At 36.1% G+C, this 16592-nt stretch carries 19 protein-coding genes; 12 read left to right on the top strand and 7 right to left on the bottom strand.

Going from position 1 to position 16592, the window contains the following annotated elements; genetic code table 11:
• Positions 1-5 precede the first annotated feature (5 nt).
• The 8 genes from KFD70_RS22095 to KFD70_RS22060 all read left to right on the top strand — a co-directional run bounded on the left by KFD70_RS22095 (position 6) and on the right by KFD70_RS22060 (position 7121).
• Entirely contained in the window at positions 6-2006 is a 2001-nt protein-coding gene (locus tag KFD70_RS22095; RefSeq protein ID WP_431613362.1) for an SGNH/GDSL hydrolase family protein, read from the top strand.
• On the top strand, positions 1999-4077 hold the full coding sequence (locus KFD70_RS22090; RefSeq protein ID WP_431613361.1) for a phage tail spike protein: 2079 nt from the start codon (positions 1999-2001) through the stop codon (positions 4075-4077). The genes KFD70_RS22095 and KFD70_RS22090 overlap by 8 nt, the downstream gene beginning before the upstream one ends.
• 65 nt (positions 4078-4142) lie before the next feature.
• Positions 4143-4649, top strand: a complete 507-nt coding sequence (locus KFD70_RS22085; RefSeq protein WP_431613360.1) for a hypothetical protein — start codon at positions 4143-4145, stop codon at positions 4647-4649.
• Positions 4650-4678: 29 nt separating this feature from the next.
• Entirely contained in the window at positions 4679-5293 is a 615-nt protein-coding gene (locus KFD70_RS22080; protein ID WP_431613359.1) for a hypothetical protein, read from the top strand.
• 37 nt (positions 5294-5330) lie between these two features.
• Positions 5331-5516: a hypothetical protein gene (locus tag KFD70_RS22075; RefSeq protein ID WP_431613358.1), complete on the top strand. Its 186-nt coding sequence runs from the start codon at positions 5331-5333 to the stop codon at positions 5514-5516.
• A 50-nt stretch (positions 5517-5566) separates the two neighbouring features.
• Positions 5567-5848 (top strand): hypothetical protein, encoded by a 282-nt coding sequence (locus KFD70_RS22070; RefSeq protein WP_431613357.1) that lies wholly within the window; start codon positions 5567-5569, stop codon positions 5846-5848.
• A 2-nt stretch (positions 5849-5850) separates the two neighbouring features.
• The gene (locus KFD70_RS22065; RefSeq protein WP_431613356.1) at positions 5851-6057 is read left to right on the top strand and encodes a hypothetical protein; all 207 of its coding nucleotides are present in this window, start codon (positions 5851-5853) and stop codon (positions 6055-6057) included.
• Positions 6057-7121, top strand: coding sequence for an N-acetylmuramoyl-L-alanine amidase (locus tag KFD70_RS22060; RefSeq protein ID WP_431613355.1), 1065 nt, complete (start codon positions 6057-6059; stop codon positions 7119-7121). The genes KFD70_RS22065 and KFD70_RS22060 overlap by 1 nt, the downstream gene beginning before the upstream one ends.
• A gap of 197 nt (positions 7122-7318) precedes the next feature.
• Here KFD70_RS22060 and KFD70_RS22055 read toward each other — a convergent pair whose 3' ends face one another.
• A complete protein-coding gene (locus tag KFD70_RS22055) occupies positions 7319-7549 on the bottom strand; it encodes a helix-turn-helix domain-containing protein (protein WP_431613354.1) in 231 nt (76 codons plus the stop codon).
• A 145-nt stretch (positions 7550-7694) separates the two neighbouring features.
• On the opposite strand from KFD70_RS22055, the gene KFD70_RS22050 reads away from it, so the two are divergent.
• The 4 genes from KFD70_RS22050 to KFD70_RS22035 all read left to right on the top strand — a co-directional run bounded on the left by KFD70_RS22050 (position 7695) and on the right by KFD70_RS22035 (position 11446).
• Positions 7695-8039 (top strand): hypothetical protein, encoded by a 345-nt coding sequence (locus KFD70_RS22050; RefSeq protein WP_431613418.1) that lies wholly within the window; start codon positions 7695-7697, stop codon positions 8037-8039.
• Between the two features lie 125 nt (positions 8040-8164).
• Entirely contained in the window at positions 8165-8518 is a 354-nt protein-coding gene (locus KFD70_RS22045) for a glycosyltransferase (protein ID WP_431613353.1), read from the top strand.
• A gap of 14 nt (positions 8519-8532) precedes the next feature.
• The gene (locus KFD70_RS22040) at positions 8533-8886 is read left to right on the top strand and encodes a hypothetical protein (protein ID WP_431613352.1); all 354 of its coding nucleotides are present in this window, start codon (positions 8533-8535) and stop codon (positions 8884-8886) included.
• Between the two features lies 1 nt (position 8887).
• Entirely contained in the window at positions 8888-11446 is a 2559-nt protein-coding gene (locus KFD70_RS22035) for an ATP-binding protein (RefSeq protein WP_431613351.1), read from the top strand.
• Positions 11447-11515: 69 nt separating this feature from the next.
• Here KFD70_RS22035 and KFD70_RS22030 read toward each other — a convergent pair whose 3' ends face one another.
• From KFD70_RS22030 to KFD70_RS22005, 6 genes are all read right to left on the bottom strand, one after another.
• The gene (locus KFD70_RS22030; protein ID WP_431613350.1) at positions 11516-11755 is read right to left on the bottom strand and encodes a hypothetical protein; all 240 of its coding nucleotides are present in this window, start codon (positions 11753-11755) and stop codon (positions 11516-11518) included.
• A complete protein-coding gene (locus tag KFD70_RS22025; RefSeq protein ID WP_431613349.1) occupies positions 11745-12755 on the bottom strand; it encodes a ParM/StbA family protein in 1011 nt (336 codons plus the stop codon). Before KFD70_RS22025 ends, KFD70_RS22030 begins: the two co-directional genes overlap by 11 nt.
• Positions 12756-12950: 195 nt before the next feature.
• Entirely contained in the window at positions 12951-13757 is an 807-nt protein-coding gene (locus tag KFD70_RS22020) for a hypothetical protein (RefSeq protein WP_431613348.1), read from the bottom strand.
• A gap of 79 nt (positions 13758-13836) precedes the next feature.
• Complete coding sequence (locus tag KFD70_RS22015; protein ID WP_431613347.1) at positions 13837-14364, bottom strand: DUF3967 domain-containing protein; 528 nt, start codon at positions 14362-14364, stop codon at positions 13837-13839.
• A 168-nt stretch (positions 14365-14532) separates the two neighbouring features.
• Positions 14533-15594, bottom strand: a complete 1062-nt coding sequence (locus KFD70_RS22010; RefSeq protein WP_431613346.1) for a hypothetical protein — start codon at positions 15592-15594, stop codon at positions 14533-14535.
• A 68-nt stretch (positions 15595-15662) separates the two neighbouring features.
• Positions 15663-16592 (bottom strand): hypothetical protein (locus KFD70_RS22005; RefSeq protein ID WP_431613345.1); only part of this gene is annotated, 930 nt, incomplete at its 5' end.

Here is a 16592-nt window from a genome sequence, read left to right as displayed (position 1 = left end):
GCGCTATGGCTGATATGACTGAAATAACTTTTACTCCAGCGCAAGAATTATTACCGTCAGATAAATTAAGAGAAGGTTACCCCAAAATAAATCAAGCGATTCGTAATTCTAACGAGTCGTTGCAACCAGCATCACGAAGCCGTATTGCTGATAATGCTGTTAACTTCGAGAAAATGTATGTTCCTGAAGTACAGGTAATCAATCGAAATTATATCGAAGTTAACTATAAAACTCGAAAAATTACAGTTCTAAAGAATTGTTATGTATCTATAGAAAAGTATGCATTTAATATATCACCTTCACAGATTGAATTATCATTACCAGATTCAAGTAATGATGGTGTATTGCACTTATTGGTTTATAACCACAGAACAAGCGAGTTAATTTGTAAGCCATATACTTCAGCAGGAGATAATGAATTATCAATCGCTCGTTTTTACGGGAAAAAAGTATATGGTCAAAACTACGAATTCATTACATTTATTAGTGACGATGATAATTATAACTATCTAACTGATAGAAAAATCACCGTTACAAATGCAAACGTTGCTGCAGATGCATTAGATTACACTCGAATTAATATGTATGAAGCAACAATTATATCAAAAGATATGATTACCGTTAATTTGAAGAGTAAAAGACTCGTTATTAAACCTAATACATTCGCAACAATCGGTACTGACATTTTTAATTTGAATCAGACAGGAACAAACCTTTATATTGATCTCCCTGCTGATACAAAATTATATGCGTTTGTTTTAGATATAACGAAATCTCCTTTTACCGTTTCGTTTGAAGTATATAATGATAAGCTGAAGTTTAAAAATAAGAGATTACTTTTTTACTATTACAACAGTATTCCTCTGGGGAAAAATACGAATTTTATAAAGATAATTGGGGCAGCGGATGAAGTTCTAACAATTAAGGAAATCATTCATAAACATTTAAACAATCCGTTTGTTAGGACAGTCATTAAACTCATTGGAGACTCAATTACAGCTGGCCTGTGTGGTACTGGTTACTCAGCAACCGATAAACCGATTGGTAACACTGGATTTAAAACAAACGTAACAACTGCAGTTTGTTGGGCAAATATGCTAAGAGATCATGTTTTAGCTGAGTATAATCGTGAATTCGACGTCTCAGTGAATGATCCAAACATTTCTTTCTTAGCAGCAACACATCAAATTGTAGAGAATAACGCTGCCACGTTTAAATGGCAAGCTTTCTTTTCTAATACAACGGAAAACAACGGAATCCAATTCACTTTTTACGGTGACCATTTCAGTATTTACCATGCTACTATTGGCGGTGGTGGCATTATGGATATTTATGTGGATGGTGTGAAGTGGGGAGAATTAGATACTTATGGAACATATGCCGATAATGTAGAAAAGAAAGTTACTGGCTTGGTATTAGGCGATCACTTAGTAGAAATTCGGGAGACAAACCGAAAAAATACTAGCGCGTCCGCTAACTCTATTTACATTCAAGGGTTAAAAATCCCTAAAAGCGCTGATGTTATTAATTTTGGTATTAGCGGTAAACATTCACAGTATCTATACCAACAAAGAGATCAATTAATTGAATCAAATGACAACATTGTTATTATGCAAATCGGCACGAATGACCGTCATAATTTCAAAACAACGGCTGTTACAAAAAGTTATCAAAGAGAGCTCATTAAATACATTCGTTCGTTAGGAAAAGACGTAATTGTCATGGCAGCAAATCCGGTTTCTGTAGCGAACGATATGGAAGCGGTACGTAATTTCAAAATGGATGACGTAGACCGCTCAATTCATCAGGTGACCAAAGAATTTAAGATGGATTACATTTCAAATTATAAAGGTTATATGGAATATGCGGTTAATACTGGCGTAACCATCGATTCTTTATTATTTGACGGACTACACCCAAACGATGAAGGATACAAAGTAATGTTTGAGAATACCGCAAAGGGGCTTGGTTTAACATTATTAAGAGATGGTGTAAGCTATGCATAATGTGAATGTTAAACTCTATAACAAACAAATGCAGCTCAAGGCCTATCTTGAGAACGCATATAAAATAAAGTACAACCCGCCTCTGAACGAAGTTTGGACAGCGGGTTTTTCATTGCCCTACGATGATATGAAACGAAAAGAAATCGATACCTTTGATTTTGTAGAGATATTCGATAACGGTAAGCGTATCGGAATGTTTCGTGTCATGGATAGTGTAACTGAAAGAGATGAAGAAAAGAAAATCATAACGTATGACTGCGAGCACGTTCTATCCACTCTTATGGATAGCGTGCTTTTTGGTTTGCATCAGCGAGTAAATTTACCTACAAGAGATAACATTGAATACTTACTGAGTAAGCAGAAGACTAAACACTGGCAGTTAGGTGCATGTCAATTCACTCGATATTTTCATTACAATTGGGAAAACGAATCAACATTATTAGGTCCATTGTTCAGTATTCCAAAGCCGTTTGATCAAAGGTATCAATGGACGTGGGATGACTCTACGTATCCATGGACATTGCATCTTATGCAGGTGACTGACGAGATCACAGCCGAGATTCGATACAGGAAGAATATGAAGGGGATTAAACGGTATATTGAGTCAAAAGAGGTAATGACACGTATTTATCCACTTGGATATGGCGAAGGGGTTAATCAACTTACGATTAAAGATGTGAACGGAGGAGTACCTTATATAGACGCTCCTTTTTCTATTTTAGAGCAATATGAAGGATTCGAATACATTTGGGCTGACAGACGCTTCAAAGACCCGAAAGCACTTTACGATTCCGCTAAAGCATTATTGTTAGAACGATGCGTACCAAAAGTGACATATGAAGTGGATGCAATAGATTATGAGTTAATAGATCCATACAAACTTGAAAAATTCCGAACTGGTAAGTTAGTTCGTGTTATAGATGAAGAATTAGGTGTAAAAGTGGATGTACGGGTTATGAGCCATTCGAAAGATGATGCAGATGGAAACCCGCTCGCTGTGAAATTGGTATTAGCGAATAAACTTGAGGATTTAGGAACGACACAGGCTGATTTGGAGAAACGACAGAAGGTTAATGAGGTGTATTCGCAGGGAAGTACAAATATGGATTCGAGTTCATTTTCTGATAACTGTGATTCTAAACATCCGGCTGTAATTAAATTTTATTTACCAGAAGATGTAGTAAATATTAATAGTATGATGCTTTCTTATGAAACTAGTGCTTTTCGTGCTTTTGAGCGCGCTACGAAAGGCGGAGGCGCTACAACAGTTTCTAGTTCCGCTGGCGGAGCAAACGTGTCCTCGACCTCAGCTGGCGGAGCAAACGTGTCCTCGACTTCTTCCGGTGGCGGCACGGTAGGTTCGACTTCCGCTGGTGGTGCTTCAGTGCAAACGAGTTCTAGCGGTGGTGGAATTGCTAAGTCGACTGCTTCTGGTGGCAGCTCGACACAAACTAGTTCGAGTGGTGGTGGTTCAGTTTCTACAACTTCATCAAAAATATTTGGTGAAATGCAAATTGAAACAAGTATTTCTACTGGAGGGGACTTAGAAAACCATAGGCATACTACAACCTTTACCGACCAATTCAACCATAACCATTCTGTAAATGTACCATCACACACTCATAGTGTTTCAGTGCCATCGCATACACATAATTTTGATATACCTGATCATTCACATACTACGAATATTCCAGATCATGCTCATAGTATAAATATACCTAATCATACTCACGAAGTAACGATACCAAACCATACGCATACCGTCGAAATTCCAAATCATACACATGAAGTGACGATACCGGACCATATTCACGAAATAGACTTTGGGATTTATGAATTAAATAGGACGCCTTCTTCTATAAAAATCACTGTTGACGGAAATGTAGTTCCAATTACAGATACAAGTAAGGAGAATATAGATATCATCCCGTACCTTTCAAAAGATACAGATGGGAAAATAAATCGTGGTAGATGGGTAGAGATCAAATTAACTCCTAATGATTTAGCACGAATAACAGCTACTGTTAATTCACGTTTGTTCATAAGTTCTAATATTGGCGGAAACTTCTAAAAATATAACATAATAGTATGAAAGGTGTGATAGAATGTAAGAAAACAGCACGGGGGTAATTGGGGATGAAGAAAAGACTATCATTAATTTTAGCGTCTGCTCTAGCAATAGGTAGTTTAACAGCTTGTGGTGATACTGATAAGACAACCAAGCCCGAAGCAAAGCAAGTTAGTTCAGATGTTCAAAAAGAAAATAAATCCAAAGAGAATTCAACACCAACTAACAGAACAGTTGATTTAAAATCAGAAAAATATCCATGGCGCTTCGCTTCAAGAGATATTATCAAAGGTTGGCAGGATAAAGGGGAAACTGTTTATTTATGGTCGGATGCTAACGCTTTGGAGGAATATATCGCTAGTGAAGTTACACGTGATAATAAACATAAACAAGAAGATTTACCTAGATCAGCAGGTTATGTTCAATTGTTTATTGATGAAGTGAAGAAAGACGTTCCTGATAAGAAAGAATACTTCGATAAACTTTCTGAGGTAGTAACAGATATGCAATCGGTTAATACGGACGGCGCAAAAGTAAAAATTGAAGAAGCAAAAAAACTGAGAGAAGCTAAATAGCTTCTCTTTTTTATTGGAGGAATGAAGATATGAAGACAATTGAAGTGTATACAAGTAGCGAGAAGTTAGTGGTACAAACAGACGAATACAATCCTGTATTACTTAATGAGCAATTAAACAATGGGGAAATTACAACGGTACTAATTGGAGATCTTATTAGTGCACGTCTTGATGTAAAAAGAGTTGTAGTTCCTGTAGAAAATACAGATAACACCTCTAAAAAAGTGAAAGTGCTATTAAGAAATGGACAATCCGTAGAAATTCCTGTAGACATTGATTTCGATATCAAGTTTTTGAATTCACAGCTAAACAGTTCTAATGTAACTACGGTTTTAATCGGCTATAATATTTATCAAAAATTCGAGGTGACGCAAGTTGTTCTAATTAAAGAAGAACCGAAAGAGCCGGAACAACCACCCGTAACTGAACCCGAGCAACCAACAGATCCAGTTGAACCACCAATGACAGAACCACCGACTGAAGGTGGAACGACTGACCCTGGTACTCCACCAACAACTGAAGAACCAACTGAAGGAACAGGTGAAGGCAGCACAACTACTGAGCCAACTACACCACCAACGGAAGAAGAAGGAACACCAGAAACACCAACTGAAAATCAAACAGGCACTACAGAGCAGCAATAAGCTGTTCTTTTTTTATTGCCTAAAAGGAGGTTGTTTTATGAGTTTTATCATTAAATGTCCTAAATGTGGAGAAGAACAAGAATTCAAAAGTGATGAATTAAAAAAAGGAAAGATTGAAATACACCTTACCTCTTATTCATTCAGTGGTGGCTGCAGTAACGCCTCTGTAGATATTGATTGTGAATGTGGTAACGGCTTAGAGTATGAAAAATATTCATGTTAAACAAAAGAGGGGCATAATGCTCCTCTTTTTATTTTGAAAGGAGGTAAACAATGACAATTGAAATTGGTGTGCTAATTGCAGTGTTATCCCTTGCTATTAGCTACTTAGCATACTCTTTGAATAAAACAAAAGCAATTAAATCGGATGGGCAACAGAGTGCAGAAATGAGAGCTGAATTGGGGTATATCCGCAAGGGTGTTGATGATATTCGAATTGATTTGAAAGCAAGTGAGAAACAAATGATTGCGCTTGGTGAACGAGTCACAAGGGTTGAAGAAAGCTCGAAACAAGCACACAAACGTCTTGACAATTTAGAAAAGGAGGCAAATTAAAAATGCCACTTACAAAAGAAAATATTTTAAAACGCTTGCGCAACTGGAAAACATGGGTTGCGCTTTTTTCATGCTTTGGATTAATTTTATCGGTCTTTGGAGTGACTGGATTCGAGGGGAACTTGGATAATGTCGAAAAGGCCGTTTACTTATTCGGGATTGCTTTGGGTATTTGGACTGATCACGAAGAAAAAGGAGAAGATGCCTAATGAAAAAATCAATTAAACTCATTTCCTCTGCATTTATGACTCTATTGCTCCTGTTAAGCTTTGCTACAGGGGCTTTTGCTGATAGAACGCTTATTATTGAGGATTTACCTAAAATTCCATACCGTTATGGTGTGGGTGCTTACGAGGGCGTTGTAGCTCATAGTACAGCAACTCCAGAAGCTCCAGCTATTAATATTCAAAAATATGAAACTCGTACATGGCGTAATGCTTTCGTTCATTATGCAGTTGATTGGAACGAAACCATTCAAATTGCAGATACAAAGTATATTGCGTATGGCGGTGGCCCTGCTGCTAATAAACGTTTTGTACATGTGGAGCTTTGCGAAACAAAAGATTACGAGAAATTTAAACGTAGTTATGATAAGTATGTGAAGCTACTTGCTAAAATCCTACGTGATCGTGGTATTAGTGTAGAAAAAGGTTTATGGACGCATAGCGATGTGACGCATCATCTTGGCGGTACTGACCACGAAGATCCACTTGATTACTTACGTAGTCATGGCGTATCAGAAGCGCAATTCCGCGCTGATGTGAAGCGTGCATACAATAATTCTAATGTTGATGTTTCTGTTCCAGAACAACCATCTAAACCAGAAGAAGTACCAACAGCAGTAACAGATGGAGTTGCGCATATTAATGGTTACAACGTGAATTTACGTAAAGGACCAGATACAAGTTACTCAAAAATTCGTCAGTTAAACAAACCAGAAGCTTATGTTGTATGGGCTGAAAAAGATGGTTGGTTAAATTTAGGGGGAGAACAGTGGATTAAATACGATTCCTCTTATGTGAAATTCGATAAGAAAAGTACAGTAGATTCATCTATTGTAGGCAAACGCGTTGTTTCTAAAGTGAACAACCTACGTTTCTACGATTCTCCATCTTGGCAGGATAAAGATGTTGCTGGTTCTGTAGATACAGGATTAGGGTTTACTATCGATGCAAAAGTAACTGTCAATGGATCACCACAATACAAAGTACACAATAGCAAGGGCAAAACATACTATGTTACTGCAAATGCAGCCTATGTATATGTGAAGTAAGTGAAAAGAGGGGTTCCCTAAATATGGGGAATCCCTCTTTTTTATTTGTCTTAAAATTATTATTTATGTACACGCAACAAAAGCATATCCTCTGCATATAGCTAATAGCGTAACGCGCGCTTATAGCTAACCAACAAGTCCACTGCCAAAGTAGGGCTATTTTTTATGTCTTTTTCGATAATATCGGTATTACCGTTTTACATAGTCCAAAAGTCTGTTATTTGCTTTCTTGGTTCATGCTTTCTAACTACCTTCATAATCTTCTGCATCGTAGTTGGTGATGGTATGTAATCTTTATCATTACACAACTGCCCCACTGTATTTCTGTTCACTTTGCTAACCTTTGAAAATTCCTGTATTGAATAATCGTAGCTAGCTAGAAATTTAGCTAGCTTTGTTTTATGTCTCCCAATACCTCTACCCCACACTTGAATCTCCTCCACTGATTTTTTAACCATTCTTGTCCCAAATGCAAAAAAATATACGCAATTGCAAAATAGATTAGGCATATTGTGCAAGCAATACTAAATATCCTTTAACGAAGCGATATCACCGCTACTACCAAAAGGAGTGATAAAAGTGGCTAAATTTAGCAAACCAGTAGCTTTTAATGAAAAAAACGAGAAAGATAGATTGATGTTACAACACGTTAAACGTCGTAATTTTAGTGGATACGTGAAGAAGTTGATTTGGGAAGCTATGAACCTTAAACAAGAAGAAACTGCTCATACAAAGGAATCTGAACAACCTGAAGTTATAGTAAAAGAAATCCCAAAAGAAAAAGAAGTAAAACCTGCTCCAATTCCTCAAAAACAAACTGCATCCGAACGAATTCAGCAACTTAAAGCACAAACAAAAAAGCAGCAGACCTCATCAAGTCCACTGCCATTTATGCCATCTAACCCCCAAAAACATTAACCAGTGTGCCAATAATTGCCCCAACTGCTACAGCAATAGCAACATGCATAATAAGTACCTCCATAATTTAAGGATTTGCTGTTAGTATGTCCGTTTTTAAAAATTTCATGTGAGAGGTGTACATCATGGCAAAAACAGAAGTAATACCGTTTCGAGATTTCATGGATGGGAGTTATAAAAACAAGAAAAAAAGTGATGTTACCGCATTTAAAAAAGTTATTACCGCTACTACCGGTTCATTAATCATGATCCTACCTAAAGTAACACTTGCGGCTACTGTTAATAGCACCTTCGGAAATGTTCATGGGGCGATTATGAACAGTTTCGATGCAGGAGTAGTGCTTGTTATTATCTTTTCTGGTGCTAGTTGGGCTTTGGGACATCGTACAAAAGCTTTGGAAATATTGATTGGTGTATGCTGCGGATACGTGCTTGCCAGGCATGCAGTTGATATCAGGGACTTCCTAAAAGGGATATAAAGGAGGATTTGACAATGAAATTCGTATTAAATGGTGGTCAAATGATATTGGCTAATTCGAGTGCATATATAGGTGAAAAGGCGAAAGAAGGAACTTTCATGGATAAGATAAATGATTTTTCTGATTGGGTTGTACATGGTGAAGTTGAACTTATTTTTAAACCGATAGGTCATTTCATTAAAGAGTGTGCATCTATAGTGTGGGATTTGTTTGTTATTAACCTTCCTGACATCATGGGATACACAACAATTGCAGCAGGTGCATTCATTATTCTTTCATCTATGTTAGGTAAAGGGAGTTTAATGAAAACGATAAGTTGGTATACAGCATTTCTAATCCTTGCCCTTACGATTCTTGGAGGTGTGTGAAGTGGATGAAAAGAAAGACCATTTTCCTGAACGACCTCAATTTTACTACCCGGCAATTTACCTAGGTGGTGTTCCTGCTGAAATACCACCCAAGAAGAAAAAGAAATGGTGGAAGCGAACAGAAACCATTTCATGGTCAGATTTCTTTCAAACAGAGCAAAATAAAATGGTTGTGTATCGTATTATCCCTCATAGCAATGTCTCCAATAATACACGTCGATTATGGAAATCCATTTACAAGATGTACGAAATGTATGAGTCACCAGGAACACGTATAGAGCGTGATGGATTCAGGTTTGTATACCGTGAAAAGGATCTGTTTTGGTTTGATGTGATATTCAAGCAAGAGAATGGACAGAAAAAGATTGAATTTTATGTTTCCACTTCAGAGTACCAGGCAATCAAATTAAAACGAAAGCTAGAAAATAAAATGCAGGTGACAATAAAAGAAGCTTCTCTTGAGCAAATTAAGGTCCCGGAAGAAAACACGATTGTCCAAGAGTTGAAATATCTTAAACACGATATATTTAGCTTGAATACAAATGCAAACGAGCAGAGAACTCCTATCGCTACAATCATGAACACAATAGATGAATTACAGTATGATGGTGATTTTGCAAGGTTAAGTATTTGTAATGAAGCAGAGAACCGCCAGAAGTGGATAAAAAACGCATCATGGGCTTACGAAAAACTTTCGAAAGGGAAAATACCTCAAAGAGCTACATTGAACTCTAGGATGGTATTAGGTGCTTCTAAAAAAGCGCTTGGAGGTTTTGTGAATGAAGTCAATTTCTTGATAACGGATTTGTTCAATGCTTTAGCAAATTCATTCTTTAAAAGTGATAAATCATACAATAAAAACAAAGTGATTGATAAACCTTTCTCTTTAGAAGATGAAATAAATGCACGTCATGTTAGTAGTGCAAGTCGCGAAAAGTTAAACAATCCTGTTTTCAAAAGTCATATACGTATCGCAGCGCATTCACAAGACCGTTTAACACGAGAAACGATTGGTGAAACCTTATCCCTTTCTTTTAGTGAAATAGCCGATAACAACGAATTGCATGGTGTTAAAATTAACATTAAAAGCAGAAAGAAAGAAGTTCTTGATGAATTGAACACGCTACACTTATCCAAACGTACCAGATTAAATGGTAACGTGAATTTAATATCAACTGATGAAATGACTAAATTAGCAATGCAAATGCCTACATCGGAGCTGCAAAGGCGCTATGAAGATGCGTTAAACGTTAAAAAGAAAACAGAAACGGATATTCCAAGTGTATTATGTGATCCGAGTGGTATTCATTTAGGTGAAAGTGAATTGAAAGATAAGAAAATACCAATCTACTTCCCTGTTAAGAATCCTGATGAATTGTACAGAGGGTATACCTTTATAGGACAGCAAGGTTCTGGTAAGGACACTGCAATTAAGAATTGGATAGTAGATGGCTGTTTAAATCATGGTATTAGTGCTATCATTCCTGAAGTAATTTGTGAAGCAGGAGAGAGAGGGATGGCAGATGGAATACGTGATGCGCTTCCTCCAGATAAAATAATAGATATCGATTTAAGCGATGAAAATTACATTGTGCCGATGGATTTGACTGAGGTTATTACGAAGCTAGGACGTAAAGGTGCAAGCCGATTTGCAGATGAAGTAATTGATTTCTTTGGAGACATGGAGAAAATGGCACGATCTAAGCGATATTTGAAAGCAGCAGCAAAGGCAGCGGGTGGATCTTTGTTTAATATCAAAAGAATCATAGAGGATGAGGAGTTTCGTGTAAGTGTAATTGAAAAGCTGCTTGGGGAAGGCAATAACAGATTAGCAGAAGAGTTATTGTCATGGGGGGATAATACTGAATTAGGGAGTAAAGTGGATGCGGTTTTAAATCGATTAGATGATTTCTTTGGTAACGACACCTTATATGACATCTTTTCGCAGGATCCAAAGGAAGAAGTAGATTTCGCTAAGTGGATGCAGGAAGGCAAAGTTGTTATTATTCGTATACCAAACCGTAAATTAGGAGAATTGGCCTCTAAAACACTTGTACACTGGATAACACTTAAAACATTCATGACACGTATGCTTATGAATAAGAAAGAACAAGCTAACGGTTGTTTTATTGTGTTTAATGAGCCTGAGCAATACGCTACTGAAGGATTGACTAAATTGATGGGGCGTATCGGTACAGAAGGACGTAAGGAACGGTTTGGAGCGTTATATGCATTCCATCATTGGAATAAGCTACCTACTTCTTTACAGGAAAACTTACAAGGCGGCGGTGTACAACAAATATTATTCGCCAATGACCACATTAAAACATTCGAGTTGTCCCAACATCGATTAGAACCAACTATTTCAATTGATGATGCAGCAAGATTACCGAGATTTCATGCAATCATTTCTGTAAGAGCAGATGGCGATCTGCAGCATGCATTTATCTGCAAAATGAAACCACCTGTTGAACAGAAATATAGTAACTCTTCCCTAACTAAACAGCACACCCAGTTGTACGGTCGAAGCTGGGAAGAGTTACAAGGTAACAGGCAATAATTATGTTATGTAATCAAAGGTGAAGATAGAATAGAAAAAGCCCTGAATAATCAGGGCCTTTATTTGTTATTAGGATTCGAAATCTCCACCACGTTTTAATTTAGGACGCTTCTTTTCTTTTGGTTCTTCTTTCTTTTCGACTACCGGAGCAATAGCAATAACAGGCGCTGTCCCACTAGTATGCATGTATTGTCTAATAGCTGTCCTTACCATTTCCGCTTTGCGATTACGCGGTAACGATTCGAGCCACAATTTGATATCCTTATCTAGTACATCATCATAAGACAAAAGGTACGTCTTATTCGCCATCTTCTTCGCCTACCTCGAATTTTCCGTATCTATAGAATCCCTCTACGTTTGCAGTTTGACTTTCTTCTAACTTTGTTACTTTACCAATCCATTCTTCCAATAACTCATGGAATGTATTCGCACCTCCACCAGAAACAAGAACTTCGTCAAAGCGATCAAATGTTTTCCAAGCATTATTTACACCATTTACAATGAAATCGTAAACTTCTTTAATAGATGCTGTCTTCTCGTCATTGAAATTGATTGGATCCATACGCTTAGAAGCTTGATATTCGCCAATTTCAAATACTTTTTCTAATTTGTAATCATTGATACTAGCACTTGTTTCTTTCTTGATTTTAGATACAATCGGCTCGTATACATCGTGCATCCCTTTTGGGACTGAAGTGGATTCTTTTTCACGTCGTAACATTGATACTACATCTAAATCAGTTGTACCTGTTCCGATATCAATGATACCAACAGTCATATCTTCGTAAGAATCATCACTCACAAAACCATCTTCATCAAGGTAACGACTCATAACTGTACCTACTGGCTGAGCAAGAACGATTACGTCAACAACATTAATAGTTACTTTCTTACCGTTCACTTCAACTTCATGAGTTCCTTGGTACACTTCTTTGATTTCATCAACTGCTTTTGTACCAATTTCTTGGCTAGGAACACCAGTTACAACTAAAACTTCATCGTAACCTTTTACGTTTGTTTTTATCGCCATTTCAGCTAGAGCAATTTTGGATAATGTTTTGTATTGGTTTGTTTTATAGCGATTTTGTTGAGCGTATGTGTTCAAAGTGTTGCTTACTTTAATGATATCATCGCCCCATACATACTCAGCGCCATCGACTTTGTAAGTTTTAAGCTTCATTTTTCCGCCAGATAAAGCTTCTCCTACATTGGAAGCGAATGAGTAAATAGATGGAAGTGTCTTTTTAAAGACATCTGTACGCATTTTAACAGCGCCATTACCATGATCAATTGCAAATACTTTCGTCATTTTATTTCCCCCTAGAAAATAATTAATACTTATTCATCAGTTATATAATAGTTATGTATTTACGGATTTATTCTACATTAGTTTAAATAAAACTACAACAAATTATTAATTATGATATAACAATTATATAACTGTTATATAAGTTCATAAAAAAAGAAAACCCGTACATAATAGTAAGGGTTTCAAAAGAGGCTACTATTCATTTGTGTTTTTTGTTTTTAGTTCCTTTTGAAGTTTTTTGAATAGATCTAACCTCAATTTATCTATTTCGGTATTTATTTCTTCATTTGCTTCACGTAATTCTTCGGTATACTCTGGATCTACAGCAAATCTAGAGTCAGGGTCTAAATTAAACAATAAAACATACGTGTTATGTATTAAGGTGTTCGCAATTGCACTGATTTTATCAGAAAAGTACAATCGATGGGAAAAATAGAATCTTTCCGCCGCACGATGTATTTTCTCTGCCTCACTGTACTCTATTCTATGTAGAATATATTCAAGATCCCTGACACCTAATGCTCTATTGTTATCCCAAGTTGAAAGGATCAGATCCTTTTCAGATGGTTTAAATGGTTTATCTGAGATATATACAGTTATATCTTCTTTAGTAAAGGTTAAGAAGTCTAAAGGGGATTCTAAATTTCGTCCTCTAAGCTCTAAATCTTTTACTCTCTCAATACATAATTCTATATTTTTATACAGCTCAGGGTAATATTCATGTTTCTTTACCGCATACAACTCATATTCCTTTGAAATTCTACTTATTTCCGCTTTTTGTTGCTCCATTTCAACTTGGAATGTAGTCTTTACTGATTCTTGTAGCTTTGTTATCTCTTGTATATCTTCTTTAGTAGCGAGATTTTTCCCTCTCTCTCTGAGTAATGCAAGTTCTTCGCTATCCTTCTTTAACGCATCGTTCTTTGCCTTTTGTGTAATGAATGCTGTAATGTACCCCATTAATAACCCTATAATCACATAGATGATTTCTGACATTGTCATTACTATATCTCTCCCATGATTTTAATTTCCTGTCCATGCAGAATACATCGTAATAAGTAGTTACCTTGGTGGAAAATCTTCACCATAATTTCCACCAAGGTTTCTTATTCGTTGCTGCTGTTTCTAAAAGTGCTTTTTGTTCTTGTGTTTCTCTAATGGCTCGCATAAGCATTTCATCTCGTTTTTCTAATTTCTCATCAATATACCGTTGCTGATCATCTAATTTCTTTGCCATCTTCTTCAACAATTCATTCTGTTGCTGAATCATTTCTTTTAACTCGTTATATCGCTCGTCATGTTGCTCAGATTCCTTTATAACATTCGTATCAACCTCTGACATATCTTTTTCTTTAACCCATGTCATTATTGCGCTACAAGCATGTTTTAATGTCATATCAGGGTGTGACTTAATTTCTATTAATTTCCGGAGCGTTATAACATCGTTATCAAGGAATCCACGATGGCCATGTTCGTTCTTGTGGAAGTGGTATCCTTGCTCTTCAAGCATGATACAGTACTTGCGTAAAGTTGACTCCTGGATTTTGAGCATTACCGCCACATCTTTGCTGATATATATGGATTGAGATCTGTCTGTTTTATCTGTCATAACACCATCACCTCTTGTTATAGCATTCGTGATGGTGGAAGGAAAATCCTTGTCTTCGTCAAAATCCCCTATAGACCAAAAACTTCATTTACACAACAGATATAGTACGTGAAATTTTTAAAAAATAAAAACACCATTAACAATGGTGTTTGATTAAATAACAATTGATTACATATTTAAACTTTCATTTCTCTTACTTACAAGTTCAATGAATCTAGATTCATTTCTATTCTTCCAATCACAAATAAACCCATCCATTCCGAAAACTCCATTGAACTGATTACTTAGTTTAATAACCGTTTCAAAATGACCTCCATAAAAACTAATGATCCCAAACAAATCATTACGATCTTGAACAATCATAATTATATGAGCGAATTGTGGTAAGTCTATAAGAGCAAATACTCGTTCGAGTTTTTGCCCTCCAGTTAAATTGGCGAATGTATTTTCACCACCATTTACAATCCACTCTCTTATTGGATTAAACTGTTCCTCTAAAACAAATTCTTGTCCTTTAACAAAAGCCAAAAAGTTAAAAACTATTTTAGAACAAACTCGAAAATACGTATCTGTGAACTGCAAGCTTTGCTCAGTAGTAACTTGAGCACTTCTAAATTCAGAATTTATTGTTTGAATGCCACCTTGATTCAGTATACTTTCGATACAACTATCAATTCGTGAAACCAACTCTTCATTACTTAAACAAACATGCCATGTTCGTCCATCTTCTTCTAATCCAATAACAAATTCATTAGGGTCAACTTTATCATCCATATGAAGAATGTATCTTCCTTTAAAACTTCTTAACTTCTGATTAAAGTTTTCAAGGAATTGGTCAATATTACTAAAATCAGACCCAACACGTATATGAAAGTTTCCATTTGCATTTATTTTTAATTGTTGAATAAAGAATGGCTGACCTAATTTCATATAGCCTAAGAAAACTGTATTGGGTTCATCTTCATAACTCATAAGGCATATTTGTGATCTAGTAGCTTTTCGAACATTTAAACTACCTCTTTTTCCCGGTCCATAAAATTGTCTTGGTAGCGAAATCAGGGAGTTCCTCATGAATTCTAATTCCATGGTTGAAAAGCTGTTGTTACATTGATCACTCACATAATTACTAGGTAACTTTTGAATTCCACCTATGCCTGCAGGAAAAATATGTTCCTCCGAAACAAATGATAAAGTTGGTTCAGTATCTCTTAAATAAATACAACGCTTCATTAAAATCACCCACCTAATAATTTTTAATGTTCTATTTCAGTATACATTTTTGAAAATTAAAAATCATTTTATGAAGCTAACCAATCATAAAATGGAACTTTACCTGTATATTCGTGTGTTGAAAGCGACTGAGTTATAACATTACGATCCAATTTATCTTCTTGTAATTGTTTCTTAGCATTTTCTTTAATTCTACGAAGTTCCAACTCTTCAATTTTATTAACCAAAGCCGTAATCAAATAATCCCTAAAATTAGAGACTTTCCCTTGATTATATTTATCCATTACTTTTCGCAAAACCGATTTAAAGCTTCGATCTGTTAATTCGTCTTTTGTAGCTTCCCGAAGAGAATTAATAATTAAATTTAATTGTTCTTCTGTTAGGGAAGGAGAAGAGAAGCTTCGCTTATCATCATCAAATTCCGCTATATCATTTATATATATATTGGTATTTTCTTTTTTGGTATTTTTTCTTTGGTTATTTATATTGTACTGGATTTCCGGATTCGGGTTTTCCACATCCGGATTTTCAGGAAACGGATTTTTGGAGCTCTCCGAACCTCCGGAAACCATTTCCGGGTTTTCAGGAAGTGGCTCTCCGAATTCCACCCGAACTGTATATCCTTCCGAAATTTGTTCTTGGATTGTTTCATCTAACATTTCGGCTACATCTTCTTTTATTTGCCCGTAAATGTAAATTTGCTGTATGAACTTACCTTTGTCTAAAACTTTAACACGAGCAGCATATTTATTATGTATCAATTCTGTAAGTGCGTTATAATGCGCGTCACGTCCGTTTTTAGAACGTTTAATAATATCTGGCATGTTAACCTTCCAAACACCATCGCGATGTGAACAGAACTGAATTAAAAGGTATTTTGCCATTCCTGTAAGGTTACAATCATCAAGTAGAGCGTTCTCCACAACGCTGTGTCCTCGTTTCCGAGCGTGTTTAAAAACATCATTTGCCATTAAAAAAACCTCCAATTTCCACCCCGA

Source organism: Bacillus pfraonensis, assembly GCF_050768835.1.
Taxonomy (GTDB): domain Bacteria; phylum Bacillota; class Bacilli; order Bacillales; family Bacillaceae_G; genus Bacillus_A; species Bacillus_A pfraonensis.
The sequence above is the reverse complement of the archived record's forward strand: the minus strand, read 5'-3'. Positions and strand labels throughout refer to the sequence as shown.